This is a genomic window from Luteimonas sp. Soil_C_16 (assembly GCF_057657295.1).
Window position 1 is genome coordinate 365,820 of sequence record NZ_JBDGIS010000004.1, and the last position, 15,010, is coordinate 380,829.

Annotated in this window: 16 protein-coding genes; 11 read left to right on the forward strand and 5 right to left on the reverse strand. The window is 68.2% G+C overall.

The annotated features are described in order from the left end of the window. Positions 1–153 precede the first annotated feature (153 nt). The 5 genes from AC3A5T_RS10380 to AC3A5T_RS10400 all read left to right on the forward strand — a co-directional run bounded on the left by AC3A5T_RS10380 (position 154) and on the right by AC3A5T_RS10400 (position 2,744). Positions 154–822: a class I SAM-dependent methyltransferase gene (locus tag AC3A5T_RS10380; protein ID WP_487628500.1), complete on the forward strand. Its 669-nt coding sequence runs from the start codon at positions 154–156 to the stop codon at positions 820–822. Continuing rightward, positions 819–1,121, forward strand: coding sequence for a YkgJ family cysteine cluster protein (locus tag AC3A5T_RS10385; protein WP_332077371.1), 303 nt, complete (start codon positions 819–821; stop codon positions 1,119–1,121). The genes AC3A5T_RS10380 and AC3A5T_RS10385 overlap by 4 nt, the downstream gene beginning before the upstream one ends. A gap of 13 nt (positions 1,122–1,134) precedes the next feature. After that, entirely contained in the window at positions 1,135–1,377 is a 243-nt protein-coding gene (locus AC3A5T_RS10390; protein ID WP_487628501.1) for a hypothetical protein, read from the forward strand. Positions 1,378–1,458: 81 nt separating this feature from the next. Further along, positions 1,459–2,259, forward strand: coding sequence for an SDR family oxidoreductase (locus AC3A5T_RS10395; protein ID WP_487628502.1), 801 nt, complete (start codon positions 1,459–1,461; stop codon positions 2,257–2,259). A gap of 119 nt (positions 2,260–2,378) precedes the next feature. Beyond that, positions 2,379–2,744, forward strand: a complete 366-nt coding sequence (locus AC3A5T_RS10400) for a glycine zipper 2TM domain-containing protein (protein WP_487628503.1) — start codon at positions 2,379–2,381, stop codon at positions 2,742–2,744. A 76-nt stretch (positions 2,745–2,820) separates the two neighbouring features. Here AC3A5T_RS10400 and AC3A5T_RS10405 read toward each other — a convergent pair whose 3' ends face one another. Continuing rightward, on the reverse strand, positions 2,821–3,357 hold the full coding sequence (locus tag AC3A5T_RS10405) for a DUF2058 domain-containing protein (RefSeq protein WP_487628504.1): 537 nt from the start codon (positions 3,355–3,357) through the stop codon (positions 2,821–2,823). A 74-nt stretch (positions 3,358–3,431) separates the two neighbouring features. Here AC3A5T_RS10405 and AC3A5T_RS10410 point away from each other — a divergent pair, with 74 nt between their 5' ends. The 4 genes from AC3A5T_RS10410 (at position 3,432) to AC3A5T_RS10425 (ending at position 7,026) form a co-directional block, all read left to right on the forward strand. After that, complete coding sequence (locus tag AC3A5T_RS10410) at positions 3,432–3,938, forward strand: M48 metallopeptidase family protein (RefSeq protein WP_487628505.1); 507 nt, start codon at positions 3,432–3,434, stop codon at positions 3,936–3,938. 137 nt (positions 3,939–4,075) lie between these two features. Continuing rightward, positions 4,076–4,675 carry a nitroreductase family protein gene (locus AC3A5T_RS10415; RefSeq protein WP_332077378.1) on the forward strand — a complete coding sequence of 200 codons (600 nt, stop codon included), beginning with the start codon at positions 4,076–4,078 and terminating at the stop codon, positions 4,673–4,675. Positions 4,676–4,747: 72 nt separating this feature from the next. After that, positions 4,748–6,571, forward strand: coding sequence for a DUF885 domain-containing protein (locus AC3A5T_RS10420; protein WP_487628506.1), 1,824 nt, complete (start codon positions 4,748–4,750; stop codon positions 6,569–6,571). 41 nt (positions 6,572–6,612) lie between these two features. Beyond that, entirely contained in the window at positions 6,613–7,026 is a 414-nt protein-coding gene (locus AC3A5T_RS10425) for an OsmC family protein (RefSeq protein ID WP_487628507.1), read from the forward strand. Between the two features lie 94 nt (positions 7,027–7,120). On the opposite strand, the gene AC3A5T_RS10430 is transcribed toward AC3A5T_RS10425, so the two are convergent. From AC3A5T_RS10430 to AC3A5T_RS10440, 3 genes are all read right to left on the reverse strand, one after another. Next, complete coding sequence (locus tag AC3A5T_RS10430) at positions 7,121–9,250, reverse strand: M13 family metallopeptidase (protein WP_487628508.1); 2,130 nt, start codon at positions 9,248–9,250, stop codon at positions 7,121–7,123. Between the two features lie 179 nt (positions 9,251–9,429). Beyond that, positions 9,430–10,497 (reverse strand): D-hexose-6-phosphate mutarotase, encoded by a 1,068-nt coding sequence (locus AC3A5T_RS10435; protein ID WP_487628509.1) that lies wholly within the window; start codon positions 10,495–10,497, stop codon positions 9,430–9,432. Positions 10,498–10,616: 119 nt separating this feature from the next. Continuing rightward, a complete protein-coding gene (locus tag AC3A5T_RS10440) occupies positions 10,617–11,531 on the reverse strand; it encodes a LysR family transcriptional regulator (protein ID WP_487628510.1) in 915 nt (304 codons plus the stop codon). Positions 11,532–11,631: 100 nt separating this feature from the next. Between AC3A5T_RS10440 and AC3A5T_RS10445 the strand changes: the two genes are divergently transcribed. Then, positions 11,632–12,333: a pirin family protein gene (locus tag AC3A5T_RS10445; RefSeq protein ID WP_487628511.1), complete on the forward strand. Its 702-nt coding sequence runs from the start codon at positions 11,632–11,634 to the stop codon at positions 12,331–12,333. Positions 12,334–12,580: 247 nt separating this feature from the next. After that, complete coding sequence (locus AC3A5T_RS10450) at positions 12,581–13,942, forward strand: glycoside hydrolase family 16 protein (RefSeq protein WP_487628512.1); 1,362 nt, start codon at positions 12,581–12,583, stop codon at positions 13,940–13,942. Between the two features lie 35 nt (positions 13,943–13,977). On the opposite strand, the gene AC3A5T_RS10455 is transcribed toward AC3A5T_RS10450, so the two are convergent. Continuing rightward, the gene (locus AC3A5T_RS10455; protein ID WP_487628513.1) at positions 13,978–14,937 is read right to left on the reverse strand and encodes a glutaminase; all 960 of its coding nucleotides are present in this window, start codon (positions 14,935–14,937) and stop codon (positions 13,978–13,980) included. Positions 14,938–15,010 lie beyond the last annotated feature (73 nt).

Here is a 15,010-nt window from a genome sequence, read left to right on the forward strand (position 1 = left end):
CGCGTGCACCGGGCCGGGCCGGTGCCCCCGGGTGCTATGCTCGATCCTCGGGCCGCGCCCGATCCGTGCGCTCCGCGCGACCTGAGCCGTCGCCCGCCTCGCTTTCTCTCTTGCGTGACCGCCCCGTTCGGGGCTCCGCTCACAGGAAGCGTCGTGCCCGGTTATTCCACCCGTATCGTGAACGTCCAGGTCGGTGACCATGCCTACCGCCTGCGTGTGCTCGGCGATCTGCAGCAGTTCGCAGATCCCGATGGTCATGGCGCGGATCTGGGCATTTCGTCGGCGCAGTGGTCCCTGTTCGGCCAGCTGTGGCCATCGGGTCGCCTGCTGGCGCAGACGATGGAACGCGCCGATGTCGCGGGCAAACGCATTCTCGAGACCGGCTGCGGCATCGGCCTGTCGAGTCTGGTGCTGCAGCGTCGCGGCGCCATCGTGGTCGCATCGGACATCCATCCGCTGACCGAAGGATTTCTCGCCTACAACGCGGCGCTCAACGCGCTGGATGCGGTGCACTACCGGCAGATGCGCTGGGACGTCGCGCTCACCACGCTGGGGCGGTTCGACATGATCATCGCGTCGGACGTGCTGTACGAGCGCGCGCATGCGGCGCTGCTGGCCGACGTGGTCGAGCGCTATGCGCAGCCGAGCGCCGAGGTCGTGATCAGCGACCCGGGCCGCGGCAACAGCGCGGCGTTGAGCCGGCTGCTCGACGCGCAGGGCTTCTCGCTGCAGGAGTCGCGTGCCGGCATCGACAACGAGGCCGACGCCCTGCCGCGCGGTCGCATCCTGCACTACCGCCGCGCGATGGGCCGCCTGCAATGAGCGCGCGCGCCGACTGCGACCGCTGCGATGCGGTGTGTTGCCGCCTGACGGTGGTGCTGCAACCGGGCGATGTGGTCCCGGCGCGTTTCACCGATGTCACCGACGCCGGACTGCCGGTCATGGCGCGTGACGAGGAAGGCTGGTGCGTCGCCATCGACAGCGCCCGCATGTGTTGTTCGATCTACGAAAGCCGTCCCGACGTGTGCCGCCGATTCGTCATGGATGGTCCCTACTGCCGCGACATCCGCGCCGATTACATCGAGCGTGGCAGTCGCGGCATCCCGCTGGCGATGTATTGACGGAGTCCACCGGATGTCCCGCACCAAACCCCCGAGTCCCCCGCAGTCCGACACGCGTCACCTGTTCGCAGGCGCGCGCAAACCCAACGAGCGTGGCGCATCGCTGACCAGCGACCGCATCGCCGACGATCTGGCCTCGTTCCGCAAGTCGGGCGGCAAGATCGAAGTGCTCGGCAACACGCGCACCCTGACCCGCATCGACGCGCCTGCCGCGCCGCCGGTCGAGGCTGCGCCGCGCAAACGCCGCGCGAGCTGAACTCCGCTGCCGTCGCGTCGATGACGGCGCGGCGATGCACGTGTCCCTATCGTGTGGGCCTGACATCCAGGAGCCGCCCACATGTCGCTGACGCCGCCGATCCGACCCTTCGATGCCACACCGCTGCGCGATCGCGTGGCGCTGGTAACCGGCGGCGCGCAGGGCATCGGGCGCGGGATTGCGCAGGCGGTGCTGGGCGCCGGCGGCCGCGTGGTGATCGGCGATCGCGATCGCGATGCCGGCAAGGCCTGCCTCGTCGAATGGGATGTCGGGGAGCGCGCCCGTTTTCTGCCGCTCGACGTGGCGCGCGAAGCCTCGGTGCGTGCGTTCGTGTCCAAGGCGCTCGCGGCGTATGGACGCATCGACGGTCTGGTCAACAACGCAGGGCCTGCCGATCCGGTGATCGATGACGTCTCGACGCTCTCGCTGGCCGACTGGCGACGCTTCATCGACGCGCATCTGACCGGCTCCTTCCTGTGCAGCAAGTACGCGCTGCCCGCGCTGCGCGAAGCGCGCGGCGCGATCGTCAACATCGCGTCCAGCCGTGTGCTGCAGTCCGAGCCGCATACCGAAGCCTATGCGTCGGCCAAGGGCGGCATTGCCGGATTCACCCATGCGCTGGCGATCAGCGAAGGCCCGCAGGTGCGGGTCAATGCGATCAGCCCGGGCTGGATCGTCACCGACGACTGGCGCAAGCCGTCGGCGCGTCGCAAGCCCACACTCTCGAAACGCGACCACGACCAGCACCCGGCCGGCCGCGCCGGCGTGCCCGACGACATCGGCGCGCTCGCAGTGCATCTGCTCTCCGACGCTGCGGGATTCATCACCGGCCAGAACCTGGTCGTGGATGGCGGCATGACGCGCAAGATGCAGTACGCCTAACGCGGGCGTCACGCTGCACCCCCGGTGCTGAACCGCGGTCGCGACCCGCCGCGTTTTTCACCTGCGATTGCGCACGCGACTGCAAGCATGCGGCTCTGTCATCCGCACGGAGAACATCCATGAAGCCGATCCGTACCCTCGTTGCGCTGGGCCTGCTGTCGCTGGCCGGCACGAGTCTCGTCCACGCCCAGACCTACGGCCCGCAGGACGAAGGACGCCGCTTCAACGACGGCAGCCGTGTGGTCTGCAACGACGTCGAAGTGCGTCGCAACTCCTCCGACCCGAACCGCGTCGCCGGCACTGCAGCGGGTGCCGTGATCGGTGGCCTGGTGGGCAACCAGATCGGCAGCGGCAACGGCCGCAAGCTGGCCACGGTCGGTGGCGCTGTCGCAGGTGGCGCGATCGGGCGCAACGTGCAGGGCAATCGTCAGGAAGCGAACGGCAACCGCGTCGTCGAAACCCACTGCGAGCGCGTGCGTCGCTGATCAAGCGCCGGTATTTCTGAAAATCGATCACCCGGACGGGTCGGCCATGTGCCGGCCCGTTCGCGTATGCGCGGTGTCACCAGACCAGATCGTCCGGCACTGCGTACTTCGGATCGTCGTAGCCGTCATCACCGCTGTGCGCCGGCGTGTCGCCGCCGTGGTCGAGCACGATCGCCTGCGGATCGCGCTCGCGCACGCGCGCGACGACGGCGCGCGGCAGCAGTACGAAGCTGCCGTCCAGACGCGCGATCACCAGCGCACCGCTCGCCAATTGGCGCGCCTGCGCGTCGTCGACGACGACGCTGCGGATGCCGCCGTCGACATCGAAGCGGTACGCGCGCTCGCCGGACGACTTGACCTGGTGGTCGACGACCAGCTGCCGCGCCTGGCCGCGACGCTCGCGTTCGCGGGCTTCCTCGTTGCGGGCCTGCGCGAGCGCGCGATCGCGTTCGGCCTTCTCCTGGCGCATGCGCTCGGCCTCGCGCTGGGAGTCGGTCTTGGCCGCAGGCTGCTTGCCGTGGCGCGCCTTCGTCTGCTCGCGCGCGATCTCGGCGACCTTGCCCTTCTTGACCAGACCGGCCTTCAACAGCTGTTCCTGCAGCGGATTGCGCATGCCACATCGTCCACGGTGTTCGGACGTCGATGATACCGGCTGCGCGATATCCGCTCCGGCGCTATCTTGCCGCGATGGATCCCCTGCCCTATCTCGCTGGCTATCCGGCCGACGTCCAGATGCGTGTACGTGCGTTGCGCGATGACGGACGTCTGGGCGACTACCTCGCCCGCCGCTATCCCGACCCGCATGCGATCCGCAACGACCGCCAGCTCTACGACTACGTGCAGGCGCTCAAGGACCGGCACCTGCGCCAGTCCACACCGCTGCACAAGGCGATCTACGACGGCAAGCTGCAGGTGCTCAAGCATGCGCTGGGCACGCACACGACCATCTCGCGCGTGCAGGGCGGGCGGCTGAAGGCGAATCGCGAGATCCGCATCGCCAGCGTGTTCCGCGAGGCGCCGGCCGCGTTTCTCGAGATGATCGTCGTGCACGAATTGGCGCATCTGAAGGAGAGCGACCACAACCGCGCCTTCTACAACCTGTGCACCCACATGTCGCCGGACTACCACCAGCTGGAGTTCGATCTGCGCCTGTATCTGATGCATCGAGAGATGCCGGAGCACACGCAGCGCTGAACGAGGCGCGACACGATCGTTGACCCATATGCAACGATCCTTCCCGATACGCCGGGTCGTTCTATCCGTGACACATCGCCAGACTTGTGAACAAGCCGCCCGACGCGGCATCGATCCGTCCACCACGAGTCTCCGCCATGTCCAACGCCTTCATCGCCGCCGCCACCCGCCGACGCAGCCAGTACGCCCTCGGCAAGTCACTGCCGCTGTCGCAGGCCGACACCACCGCGTTGATCCAGGAAGCCGTGCGCCAGGCGCCCTCCTCGTTCAACTCGCAGAGCTCGCGCGCCGTGATCCTGTTCGGCGACGAGAGCCTGAAGTTCTGGGGCTTCGTCGAAGACGCGCTGCGCAAGATCGTGCCGGCCGATGGTTTCGCCGACACCAAGGCCAAGCTCGACGGCTTCGCCGCCGGCGCCGGCACGGTGCTGTTCTACGAGGACACCGCGACGGTGCAGGCGCTGCAGGAGAAGTTCCCGCTGTACGCCGACAACTTCCCGGTGTGGTCCGAGCACGCGAGCGGCATCGCGCAGTACGCCGTCTGGACCGCGCTGGCCGAAGCGGATATCGGCGCGAGCCTGCAGCACTACAACCCGCTGCCCGACGCAGCCGTCGCGGCCGAGTGGGATCTCCCGTCGACGTGGCGCCTGCGCGCGCAGATGCCGTTCGGTTCGCACGAAGCCGGTTTCGGCGAGAAGACCTTCATCGACGACGCGATCCGGTTCCGCGTCCACGGCTGATCTCCGCCGCGCATTCCGGTGATCGGCAGGCCCTGCGTAGAATCGCAGGGCCTTGCCTCATCCGGAGTTCCGATGCGCCTGCCGATCCGTCCCGCGTCTCTCGCACTCGCACTCGCCGGCGCCAGCCTGCTCACCGCATGCGCGCCCGTGCAACGCGGCGAACCGGCCGACGCGCGCGCAAGCGTCGAATCAGCCACGCAGGCCTCGCTCTTCTTCGAGCGCTTCACCGACGAATGGATGCGACGCCAGCCGTCGGCCTCGACTGCGAGCCGCTACTTCGGCGACGCCGACCAGGCGCGCATGGATCGCGAACTCACGCCGCAGACGCAGGCATTCCGCGCAGAGACGATCGCACTCGCGCAGCGCGGCCTGACCGAACTCTCCGCGCTCGACCGTGCATCGATGGGCGACACCGACCGCGTGTCCGCCGAACTGATGGACTGGCAGCTGCGCAGCCTCGTCGAAGGCGACCGCTTCGATGACTACGGCTTTCCGTTGCAGCAGTTCAGCGGGGCCAACGTCAATCTGCCGAACCTGATGACGGTCGTGCATCCGCTGCGCACCGCCGCGGACGCCGACAGCTATCTCGCGCGTCTGTCGCAGTTCGAAGCGCGCATGGACGAGTCCACCGCGCGTGCAGCCGAACTTGCCGCGCGTGATGTGCTGCCGCCGCGCTTCATCGTCGAAGCGACGATCGCGCAGATGCGTCGTTTCATTGCCGATGCGCCTGCGCGCAATCCGCTGGTGGCGACCTTCGACACGCGCCTGCAGACCGTGGAGGCCATCGATGCGTCCGCGCGTGCGGCGCTCGTCGATGAGGCGACGCAGCTGGTCGAAAGCGGGGTCTATCCCGCGTGGTCGCGAGCGATCGCCGAGCTCGAAAGCCAGCTGCCGCGCACGACCGACGATGCCGGCCTGTGGCGCTTCCCCGACGGCGCGGAGGCCTACGCGTTCCAGCTGCGGCGGTTCACGTCGACCGCGCTGAGCGCCGAGGAGATCCACGCGATCGGCCTGCGCGAAGTCGCGCGTATCGAAGCCGAGATGGACACCATCCTGCGTTCGATCGGCCGCAGCGAAGGCAGCGTGGAAGCGCGGCTCAAGCAGCTGCGCGTCGATCTCGCCTACCCGGACGACGAGGCCGGGCGCGCCGCGATCATGGCCGACATCGACACGATGATGCGCGACGCCGAGCGCCGCAGCGATGTGCTGTTCGACATCCGTCCGCGCTCGGCGGTGATCGCCCAGCCCTATCCCGAGTACCGCTGGGACAGCGCCGCCGCGAGCTACACCGCGCCACCGCTCGACGGCTCGCGTCCGGGCGTCTACCAGATGCCGCTGCGCAAGGACCGCCTGACCCGCTTCGGCCTGCGCACGCTGGTCTATCACGAGACCGTACCCGGCCATCATTTCCAGGTCGCGCTGTCGGTCGAGAACGCCGCGCTGCCGAAGTTCCGCCAGACCCGCGCGCTCGGCGGCATCTCCGCCTTCAGCGAAGGCTGGGCGCTGTACGCCGAACGTCTCGCCGCCGAGGAAGGTTGGTACGAGGGGGATCCCGAAGGCCGCCTCGGCCAGCTCGACGCCGAACTGTTCCGCGCGCGTCGCCTGGTTGCCGACACCGGCCTGCACGCGATGCGCTGGACGCGCCAGCAGACGATCGACTACGGCATCCCCGCCTCCGAGGTGGACCGTTACGTGGTCATGCCGGGACAGGCCACGTCGTACATGATCGGCCAGCTCGAAATCGTGCGTCTGCGCGACAAGGCCCGCGATGCACTCGGCGACCGCTTCGACCCGCGCGCCTTCCACAACCGCGTGCTGCTGACCGGCGTGGTGCCGCTGGAACTGCTGGAGCGCGAAGTGGACGCCTTCATTGCAGACGCCGCCAGCGCCAGCTAGGCGGCGCCCGGCCACAGACGCGAATCATCGGAGCCCACAGCATGACCACACCACGCGCCCGACTCACGGCCCGCACCGACGGCGCCGATTTCCACGTCGTGCTGGATGACGGCGCCGGCCATCAATGGTCGGCCGACGAGCCCGCATCGCTCGGTGGTGGCGACAGCGGCCCGACGCCCGACCAGCTGCTGCTGTCGGCGCTCGGTGCGTGTACGGCGATCACGCTGCGCATGTACGCCGCGCGCAAGCAGTGTCCCCTGGAAGGTGTCGATGTCGAACTGGCGCTCGATCCGGACGGCAAGCCGGCCACCGGCACCGAGATTGCGCGGCACATCACCCTGCGCGGCCCGCTCGATGCGGACCAGCGCGAGCGCCTGCTGCAGGTCGCGAATGCGTGCCCGGTGCACAAGCTGCTGACGGGCGAAGTGCGGATCGCGAGCGCGCTGACCGGTTGAGTCCGCAGGACGTCGGTCCAGATACCGGCGGACTCCCTAACAGAAAAGGGCCGGGAAATCCCGGCCCTTTTCGTCGATCAGCGATCCGCGTGGATCACCAGATGCGGACGCGATCTTCCGGCGCGATCCACAGCGCGTCCTGCGCGGTGATGTCGAACGCGTCGTACCACGCGTCGACATTGCGCAGCGGCGCGAACGCGCGGATGTGCCCCGGCGAATGCGTACCGTTGACCAGCTGCTGACGCAGCGCGTCGTCGCGCCACAGGGTGCGCCACACCTGCGCCCAACCCATGAACAGACGCTGCTCGCCGCTGAAGCCGTCGAGCTCCGGCGCGGGCTTGCCGTCGAGCGAACGACGGTAGGCCTCGAGCGCGATCGTGATGCCGCCGAGGTCACCGATGTTCTCGCCCATCGCGACCTTCCCGTTGATGTGCATGCCCGGCAGCTGCGGGAACTCGTAGGCCTCGTACTGGGCGCCGAGCTTGGCGGCCTGGGCCTCGAACTTCGCCGCGTCCTCGGCAGTCCACCAGTCGCGCAGCACGCCTTCACCGTCGGACTTGCGGCCCTGGTCGTCGAAGCCGTGGATGATCTCGTGGCCGATCACGCCGCCGATGGCGCCGTAGTTGACCGCCGGATCGGCGTCGGGATCGAAGAACGGCGGCTGCAGGATCGCGGCCGGGAACACGATCTCGTTCTTGACCGAGTTGTAGTAGGCGTTGACGGTCTGCGGGGTCATGCCCCACTCGCCCTTGTCGACCTGCTGGCCGAGACGGTTGCGGCGATAGTCCCACTCGAACGCCATGGAGCGTTCGGCATTGCCGAACACGTCGCCGCGTGCGACCTGCAGGCCGCTGTAGTCGCGCCAGGTGTCCGGGTGACCGATCTTCAGACCGAAGCCTTCGAGCTTCTTGCGCGCCTCGGCCTTGGTCTCGGCGCCCATCCAGTCGAGCTGGTCGAGACGCGCGCCCATCGCCACCTTCACGTTGGCGACCAGCTCGTCCATCTTGGCCTTGGAATCGGCCGGGAAATACAGCTGCACGTAGTCGCGGCCGATCGCCTCGCCCATCGTGTTCTCGGCGAAGGACACGCCGCGCTTCCAGCGCTCCTGCTCCTCGGGCTGGCCCGACAGGAACTTGTTGCGGAACTCGAAGCGGGCATCGGAGAACGCCTTCGACAGCAGCGGCGAGGCGCTGTCGATGGTGCCGAACGCCTGCCAGGCCTGCAGCGTGGCGATGTCGGTCTCGCTGAAGATCGCTGCGAGCTTCGGAATCGCGGTGCTCTGGCGCACGACGGCGCGCGGCGCCTGCGGCACACCGGCCGCGGCGAAGTACGTGGCCCACGGGAAGCCCGGTGCGGTGGTCTCGAACGCGGACAGCTCGACCGGGTTGTAGGTCTTGTCACGATCGCGGCTCTCGGCACGGGTCCAGTGCGCTTCGGCGATCTTGGTCTCCAGCGCGAGGATGGCTTCGGCGTTCTGCTGCGGGTTGTCCCAGCCGCCGAGCTCGAGCATCTGCGCGATGTAGGCCTGGTAGCGCTCGCGCTGCGGCGCGAAATTCTCGCGCAGGTACATTTCGCGATCGCCGAGGCCGAGGCCCGACTGGCTCATGTACAGCGTGTAGCGATCGGGATCGCGCTGGTCGTCGGACACGCCCAGACCGAAGAAGCTGCGGCCGAAGTCGCCCTGGCTCTCACCCATCAGGGTCGCGAGCGCCTCACGGCTGTCGGCGGCGCGGATCGCGGCCAGCTTCGGTGCGAGCGGCTTGGCGCCGAGCGCTTCGATCGCCGATTCGTCCATGAAGCCGGCATACAGCGCGGCGACCTTGGCCTGATCGCCGTCGGTGGCCGGATCGCCGGCCGGATAGCCTTCGACCAGCTGGCGCACGCGCGCTTCGGACAGGTCGCGCAGCACGAGAAACGCGCCATAGCTCGACTTGTCGGACGGGATCTCGGTGTTCTTGGCCCAGTTGCCGCTGACGTAGCGGAAGAAGTCCTCGCCCGGACGCACGCTGGTGTCCATGCCGACGGTGTCGATGCCCCAGGTGCCCATGCGCTTGGCGGCGACGGTCGCTTCGGCGCTGCCGGCGGCGGAGGTGTCGGCCTGGAACAGCGACTGCAGCTGGCACAGGTCGTCGAGGCAGGCGTGCTCGTGGTCGTGGGCGATGGCGGACGAGGCCGCCATCGTCAGCGCGACGGCCGTGGCCGCGGACAGCAGGGTCTTCTTCAAGGTCGATCTCCGGGAATTCGTTCGGGTCCGGCCGCGCGGTTGCACGCGAAACCGGTCGCCCAGCATACCGGCCCGGGCGTGCACGCCGCCCTGATCCGGACCCAACGAATGGCACTCGCGCTACGGGAAATCGCGGAAAAACGCGCGAATTCCGGAAGCCGAGGCGAATTACTACTGACTCAGTCGTGCGGCAGCACGCGGACACGCTGCGTCAGGACGTGCGTCTGACCGGGTGCGAGACGGACGATGTCAGGCCCCGCATTCGCGGCTTCCAGACACAGGAAACCGCGCCAGGCGCCGTCGTTCATGTCGCCGCTGCGCTCCGCGGCCGCCTCGCCCGGATTCCAGACGACGAGCGCGCGGCTGCCGGACGTCACCAGTTCGATGCGCCGGTCGAGACCGGGATCGTCGAGCAGATAGCGCCCGCCGGCATCGGCGTAGATGTAGTCGCTGCGACCCGGATCGCGCGCGTCGTCCAGCACCCAGTCGCCGGTCTGCGCATACGCGGCATAACCGTCGTTCTTGTCGAGGAAACGCAGCCCGTCGAGACCTTCGACGCGCACGTCGGCGACATCGGACACCCGGAAGTAGCTGTGCAGGGCCTGGGTGAACGCAACGGGCGCATCACCGGTGTTCGTGGTCTCGAGCGTCTGCTCGAGCGTCGTACCGATGCGCAGATGCATGCGCAACGCCAGACCGAGATCCGCGTAAGGCGGCGGCGCGAGCGTCAGCGACACACTGCCGTCGGTGGCGCGCGCGGCCTCGACGAACTGCCAGCGCACGGTCCGCACGAAGCCGTGCGACGGCACGTCGCTGCCCTGGCCCTGACGCCCGAAGAACGGCCACACCACCGGTACGCCGCCGCGGATTGCAGCGGGGACATCGGCCAGGCGCGGCGACAGCCACAGCAGGTCCTCGCCACCGGTCGGCACGTAGGACAGCAGATGGCCGCCATGCAGTGCGATCGCCGCACGCGCATCGGCCGTGTCGACCAGCACCGCCGGATAGCCGGCGAATGTGCCGATCCGCACGCCGTCCATCTCCATCGCGGTCGTCGCGGCGCCGGGAGCGCCGGCAGCGGCGACCTCGTCCTCGTAGCGGGCGGGTGTCGTGAATCGGGTTTCGGTCATGGCGGTGGAGTCGGTCATGGCATCGGTCGTGGGACGCGGGGTGTTGTGGATGCCGGCCGCGCAACCGGCGAGCGCGGCGATCAGGCAGAGCAGCGGCAGGCGGATGGCACGGGGCATGGCAGGACTCGTGGGAAACCGGCGCAGGGTAACGCACGACGCGCGGTGGCCAGCGCGGGTCTTCCGCCCTGCCCGCCCTCGCGGACGATGCGCCGAAGTCCGCCGTGCAGGCCGTAGCGTCACTCGCCCGAGGCCCACGGCGCCTGCGCGAGCTTGCGGGCCAGATGGTCGACCAGCGCCTGCACGCGCGCCGGTCGGCTGCGGCCCGGCGGCATGACCACGTGCACCGCGATCTCCGGCGGCTGCCAGCCGGGCAATGCGACTTCGAGCGCGCCGCGGCGCAGTTCGCGCCAGACCAGGAACTCCGGTTGCAAGGCGAGCCCGGCGCCGGCCAGCAGCGCGGGCGTCAGGGCTTCGGCGTTGTTCGCGCGCAGCACCGACGGCACACCCACCGAGTAGTCGCCGTGCCGCGCGTGGTGGAAGCGCCACGCGGCGCCCGAGCGCGCATACGCGTAGGTCAGGCCGCGATGCGTGGCCAGATCGCGGGGATGCTTCGGCCGACCGACGCGTTCGAAATACGCCGGCGCGCCGACCAGCAGGATGCGCACGCCGCACAGCCGGCGTGCGACGAGACTGGAATCCTCCAGCGTGCCGATGCGCAGCGCGAGATCGAAGCCGCCGCCGACGATGTCGACGGTCTCGTCACTGAGCGCGAGTTCCAGCGTCACGTCCGGAAACTTCGCCATGAAGGCCGGCAGCAGCGGCGCGAGATGGGCAACGCCGAACGACATCGGCGCAGCCATGCGCACGTGGCCACGCGGGCTGACCGCCTGCGCGGTCACGGACGCCTCGACCGCTTCGCCTTCGGCCAGCAGGCGGCTCGCCCGCTCGACGGCGTCCTCGCCTGCCCCCGTCAACGTCATCCGGCGCGAGGTGCGATGCAGCAGCGGCGTACCGATGCGTGCCTCGAGCCGGGCGATGGCCTTGGACACCGTCGGCTGGGTGATGCCCAGCGCTTCGGCGGTCGCGGCGAACGAGCCGAGCTCCGCGACACGCGCAAAGATGGCCCATGCTTCGAGATCCGGAAGCTTCATGGCATCACGAATGGAATGGATGGTGTTCCATTCTTTCCGTTCCCCGCATGACGCGCAAGGCGTAACGTGGCGCCATTCCCGACACGCACTGGAGAACGACATGATCGAACGCCGCCCCTTCGACACCCTCGGCGCCGCCAACCACGGCTGGCTCGATGCGCACCACCACTTCTCGTTCGCCAGCTACCACGAGCCGGCACGCATGGGCTGGGGCGCGTTGCGGGTCTGGAACGACGATCTGATTGCGCCGCGCACCGGCTTTCCGCCGCATTCGCACTCCGACATGGAGATCATCACCTATGTCCGCGAAGGTGCGATCAGCCACAAGGACAATCTCGGCAACGCCGGCCGCACCACCGCCGGCGACGTGCAGGTGATGAGCGCGGGCACCGGCATCCAGCATGCCGAATACAACATGGAAGGCGAGCAGACCCGGATCTTCCAGATCTGGATCATTCCCGATGCGCCCGGTGGCGCGCCGGCCTGGGGCACCAAGCCGTTCCCGAAAGACGGGCGCAGCGGTGATTTCATCGCGCTCGCCAGCGGTTTCGACGGCGACGACGATGCGTTGCCGATCCGCGCCGCGGCGCGAGTGCTCGGTGCGACGCTCAAGGCCGGCGACACCGCCGAATACGCGTTCGCCGACGGCCGACTGGGCTATCTGGTGCCGGCCTCGGGCGCGGTCGAGATCAACGGCACCCGCATTGAAGCGCGCGACGGCGCGGCGATCCGCGACGAGGCGGTGATCCACGTGACTGCGCTGGAAGACGCGGAACTGGTGCTGGTCGACACCGCGCGGTAATCGCGTCCATCCGCCTTCATCGCGCTTCGCTGGAAGCGCTTCGCACTCGCCCGCCGATGCTGCACGCGCAGCATCGGCGGCGTGTGTATGCGCGTCGTTTCACGGGATCCGAACGCAATTCCGTGACCCCGTGCCCCGATCGGCACATCGACGTGGCGGCGCTTTTGACAGCGTTGTCAATCGGCGGCAGCGTCGATGCCGGTCCAGCGCAGGGGGTGGGCCCAACACCATCACGCAAGGAGCCCACATGGATCGCACATCCTGCATCGCCGTTCCCATCGCCGCCTGCGTCGGCCTCGCCGCGCTCGCCCTGCCCGCCGCCGTGCAGGCGCAGACACCAGTCTGGGAGGAGAACTTCAACGGCACTTCGATCGACGGCAACACCTGGACCTTCGACGTCGGCACCGGTTGCCAGATCGGCATCTGCGGCTGGGGCAACAACGAGCTGCAGTACTACACCAGCCGCCCTGAGAACGCGCGCGTCGAGAACGGCAATCTCGTCATCGAAGCGCGTCGCGAAACCTTCGAAGGCAGCCCTTTCACGTCGGCGCGCCTGAAGACCGAAGGCCGCGTGCACTTCAAGTACGGCACGCTCGAGGCACGCATCAAGACGCCCGAAGCCGGCAACGGCCTGTGGCCCGCGTACTGGATGCTCGGCGCCATCGGCGTGTGGCCCGACCGCGGCGAGATCGACATCATGGAGATCGGTCACGTCGATGGCATCGCGGCCGGCATGGCCAATCGCCGCGTCGGTGGCGCCGTGCACTGGAACTACGGCGGCGGCCACGCCAGCCATGGCGATTTCGCGGATTTCCCGAGCAATCTGCACGACGACTACCGCACCTACCGCATGACCTGGGATCCGGACTTCATCCGCGTCACCGTCGACGGGCTGCAGTACTTCGAGATGGCGATCTCCGACATCGAGGGCGCCTCGCTGCACGAGTTCCACGCGCCGCATTTCCTCCTGCTCAATCTCGCAGTCGGCGGCACTTACACCGGCATTTCCAACCCGAACGGCGTCACCGCGCCGCTGCCCGGCAGGATGCTCGTCGACTGGATCCGTCTGTACCAGGATCACCCCGACAGCGAACTGCAGCTCGGCGGCGACAGCGCGGTGCCGGCCGGGCGCTTCGGGGTCTACTCCGAACAAAGTGGCCTTGCCGGCACGCTGGATTTCGGCAGCGACGCCGATCTGTTCGTCTGGAACAACCTCGCCCCGATCAGCGCCGCGCCGTTCGAAGGCAACGAAGCGATGGCATTCCGCGCGAGCGCCGGGCAGTGGTTCGGTCTCGGCATCCTGACCGACTACCGCAACATGAGTGCCTACGCCGGCGGTGCGTTGAAATTCCACATGCGCACGACCACGTCGTCGACATTCAAGATCGGCATCAATACGTCGTTCGGTGACAGCTGGGTCGATTTCGCAGCCGGTGGGCCGAACTATGGACTGGTGCGCGACGGGCAATGGCATCAGGTCACGATCCCCTTCAGTGCCTTCTACGATCTCGACCTGCACGCGGTGAAACAGATGTTCATGGTCGTCGCCGATCCGCCGGCGCAGGACGTCGAACTGGTCATCGACAACGTCTACTACCAGAGTCCGTGATCACGCAGGCCGGGCGTGGCACGCCGCGCCCGGCCTCAGAACACCGACAGGCCGGTCATGCGCGTGAAGCGGTGCAGCGCGTAGCCGCCGAGCAGCGAGTTGCCCTTCTCGTCCAGCGCCGGCGACCAGACGCAGAGGTTCAGCACGTGCGGCACCACCGCGACGATGCCGCCGCCGACGCCGCTCTTGGCCGGCAGGCCGACGTGGAACGCGAACTCGCCGGCCGCGTCGTAGGTGCCGCAGGTCATCATCACCGCGTTGATGCGCTTGGCGCGCTCGATACTGGTGACCTGCGCGCCCGATGAGGGGCATTTGCCGCGGTCGGACAGGAACTGCAGGCTGCGTGCGAGGTCGATGCAGTTCATCTTCAACGCGCACTGGAAGTAGTAGAAATCCAGCACCGCCTGCACGTCGTTCTTGATGTTGCCGAAGCTGCGGATGAAGTTGGCCAGTGCCACGTTGCGATAGCCGCTTTTGCGTTCCGATTCCCAGATCTCGTCGTCGCGTCCGATGTCCGGATTGCCGGTGCGCTCGCGCATGAACTGCAGCAGCGCGGTTTCCGGGTCGTCGTAGTGCGAGAGGATGACGTCGGCAACGACGATCGCGCCGGCATTGATGAAGGGATTGCGCGGAATGCCGGCCTCGTGCTCGAGCTGGATCAGAGAGTTGAACGGATCGCCAGAGGGCTCGCGCCCCACCCGCTTCCACAGATCGTCGCCGGCCTTGTCGAGCGCCAGGGTCAGCGTGTGCACCTTTGAAATGCTCTGAATCGAGAACGGCGCATGCGCCTCGCCCACCGTGTAGACGTCGCCGTCGAGCGTCGCGACCGCCATGCCGAAGGTGTCACGCGGCACGGACGCGAGCGCGGGAATGTAGTCGGCGACCTTGCCCTTCTGCGCGTCGAAGCGTTCGCGGACCTCCGCGTGGATCGTCTTCAGGATGTCCTGCAGATCGTGGCGGCTCAGATCGTGCGGATTCTGCGGGGGACTGCGCATGACGCCTCGGCTGGGGAACGGCGGATGTGCCGGCTCCGCAGCATGGCGTCGAAGGCGTGACCATCCGGTCACG

Excerpts from the sequence above, each read along its gene's own strand:
- AC3A5T_RS10385 (WP_332077371.1), top strand. The coding sequence starts at position 819 with ATGAGCGCGCGCGCCGACTGCGACCGCTGCGATGCGGTGTGTTGCCGC.
- AC3A5T_RS10390 (WP_487628501.1), top strand. The coding sequence starts at position 1,135 with ATGTCCCGCACCAAACCCCCGAGTCCCCCGCAGTCCGACACGCGTCAC.
- AC3A5T_RS10395 (WP_487628502.1), top strand. The coding sequence starts at position 1,459 with ATGTCGCTGACGCCGCCGATCCGACCCTTCGATGCCACACCGCTGCGC.
- AC3A5T_RS10400 (WP_487628503.1), top strand. The coding sequence starts at position 2,379 with ATGAAGCCGATCCGTACCCTCGTTGCGCTGGGCCTGCTGTCGCTGGCC.
- AC3A5T_RS10405 (WP_487628504.1), bottom strand. The coding sequence starts at position 3,357 with ATGCGCAATCCGCTGCAGGAACAGCTGTTGAAGGCCGGTCTGGTCAAG.
- AC3A5T_RS10410 (WP_487628505.1), top strand. The coding sequence starts at position 3,432 with ATGGATCCCCTGCCCTATCTCGCTGGCTATCCGGCCGACGTCCAGATG.
- AC3A5T_RS10415 (WP_332077378.1), top strand. The coding sequence starts at position 4,076 with ATGTCCAACGCCTTCATCGCCGCCGCCACCCGCCGACGCAGCCAGTAC.
- AC3A5T_RS10420 (WP_487628506.1), top strand. The coding sequence starts at position 4,748 with ATGCGCCTGCCGATCCGTCCCGCGTCTCTCGCACTCGCACTCGCCGGC.
- AC3A5T_RS10425 (WP_487628507.1), top strand. The coding sequence starts at position 6,613 with ATGACCACACCACGCGCCCGACTCACGGCCCGCACCGACGGCGCCGAT.
- AC3A5T_RS10435 (WP_487628509.1), bottom strand. The coding sequence starts at position 10,497 with ATGCCCCGTGCCATCCGCCTGCCGCTGCTCTGCCTGATCGCCGCGCTC.
- AC3A5T_RS10440 (WP_487628510.1), bottom strand. The coding sequence starts at position 11,531 with ATGAAGCTTCCGGATCTCGAAGCATGGGCCATCTTTGCGCGTGTCGCG.
- AC3A5T_RS10445 (WP_487628511.1), top strand. The coding sequence starts at position 11,632 with ATGATCGAACGCCGCCCCTTCGACACCCTCGGCGCCGCCAACCACGGC.
- AC3A5T_RS10450 (WP_487628512.1), top strand. The coding sequence starts at position 12,581 with ATGGATCGCACATCCTGCATCGCCGTTCCCATCGCCGCCTGCGTCGGC.
- AC3A5T_RS10455 (WP_487628513.1), bottom strand. The coding sequence starts at position 14,937 with ATGCGCAGTCCCCCGCAGAATCCGCACGATCTGAGCCGCCACGATCTG.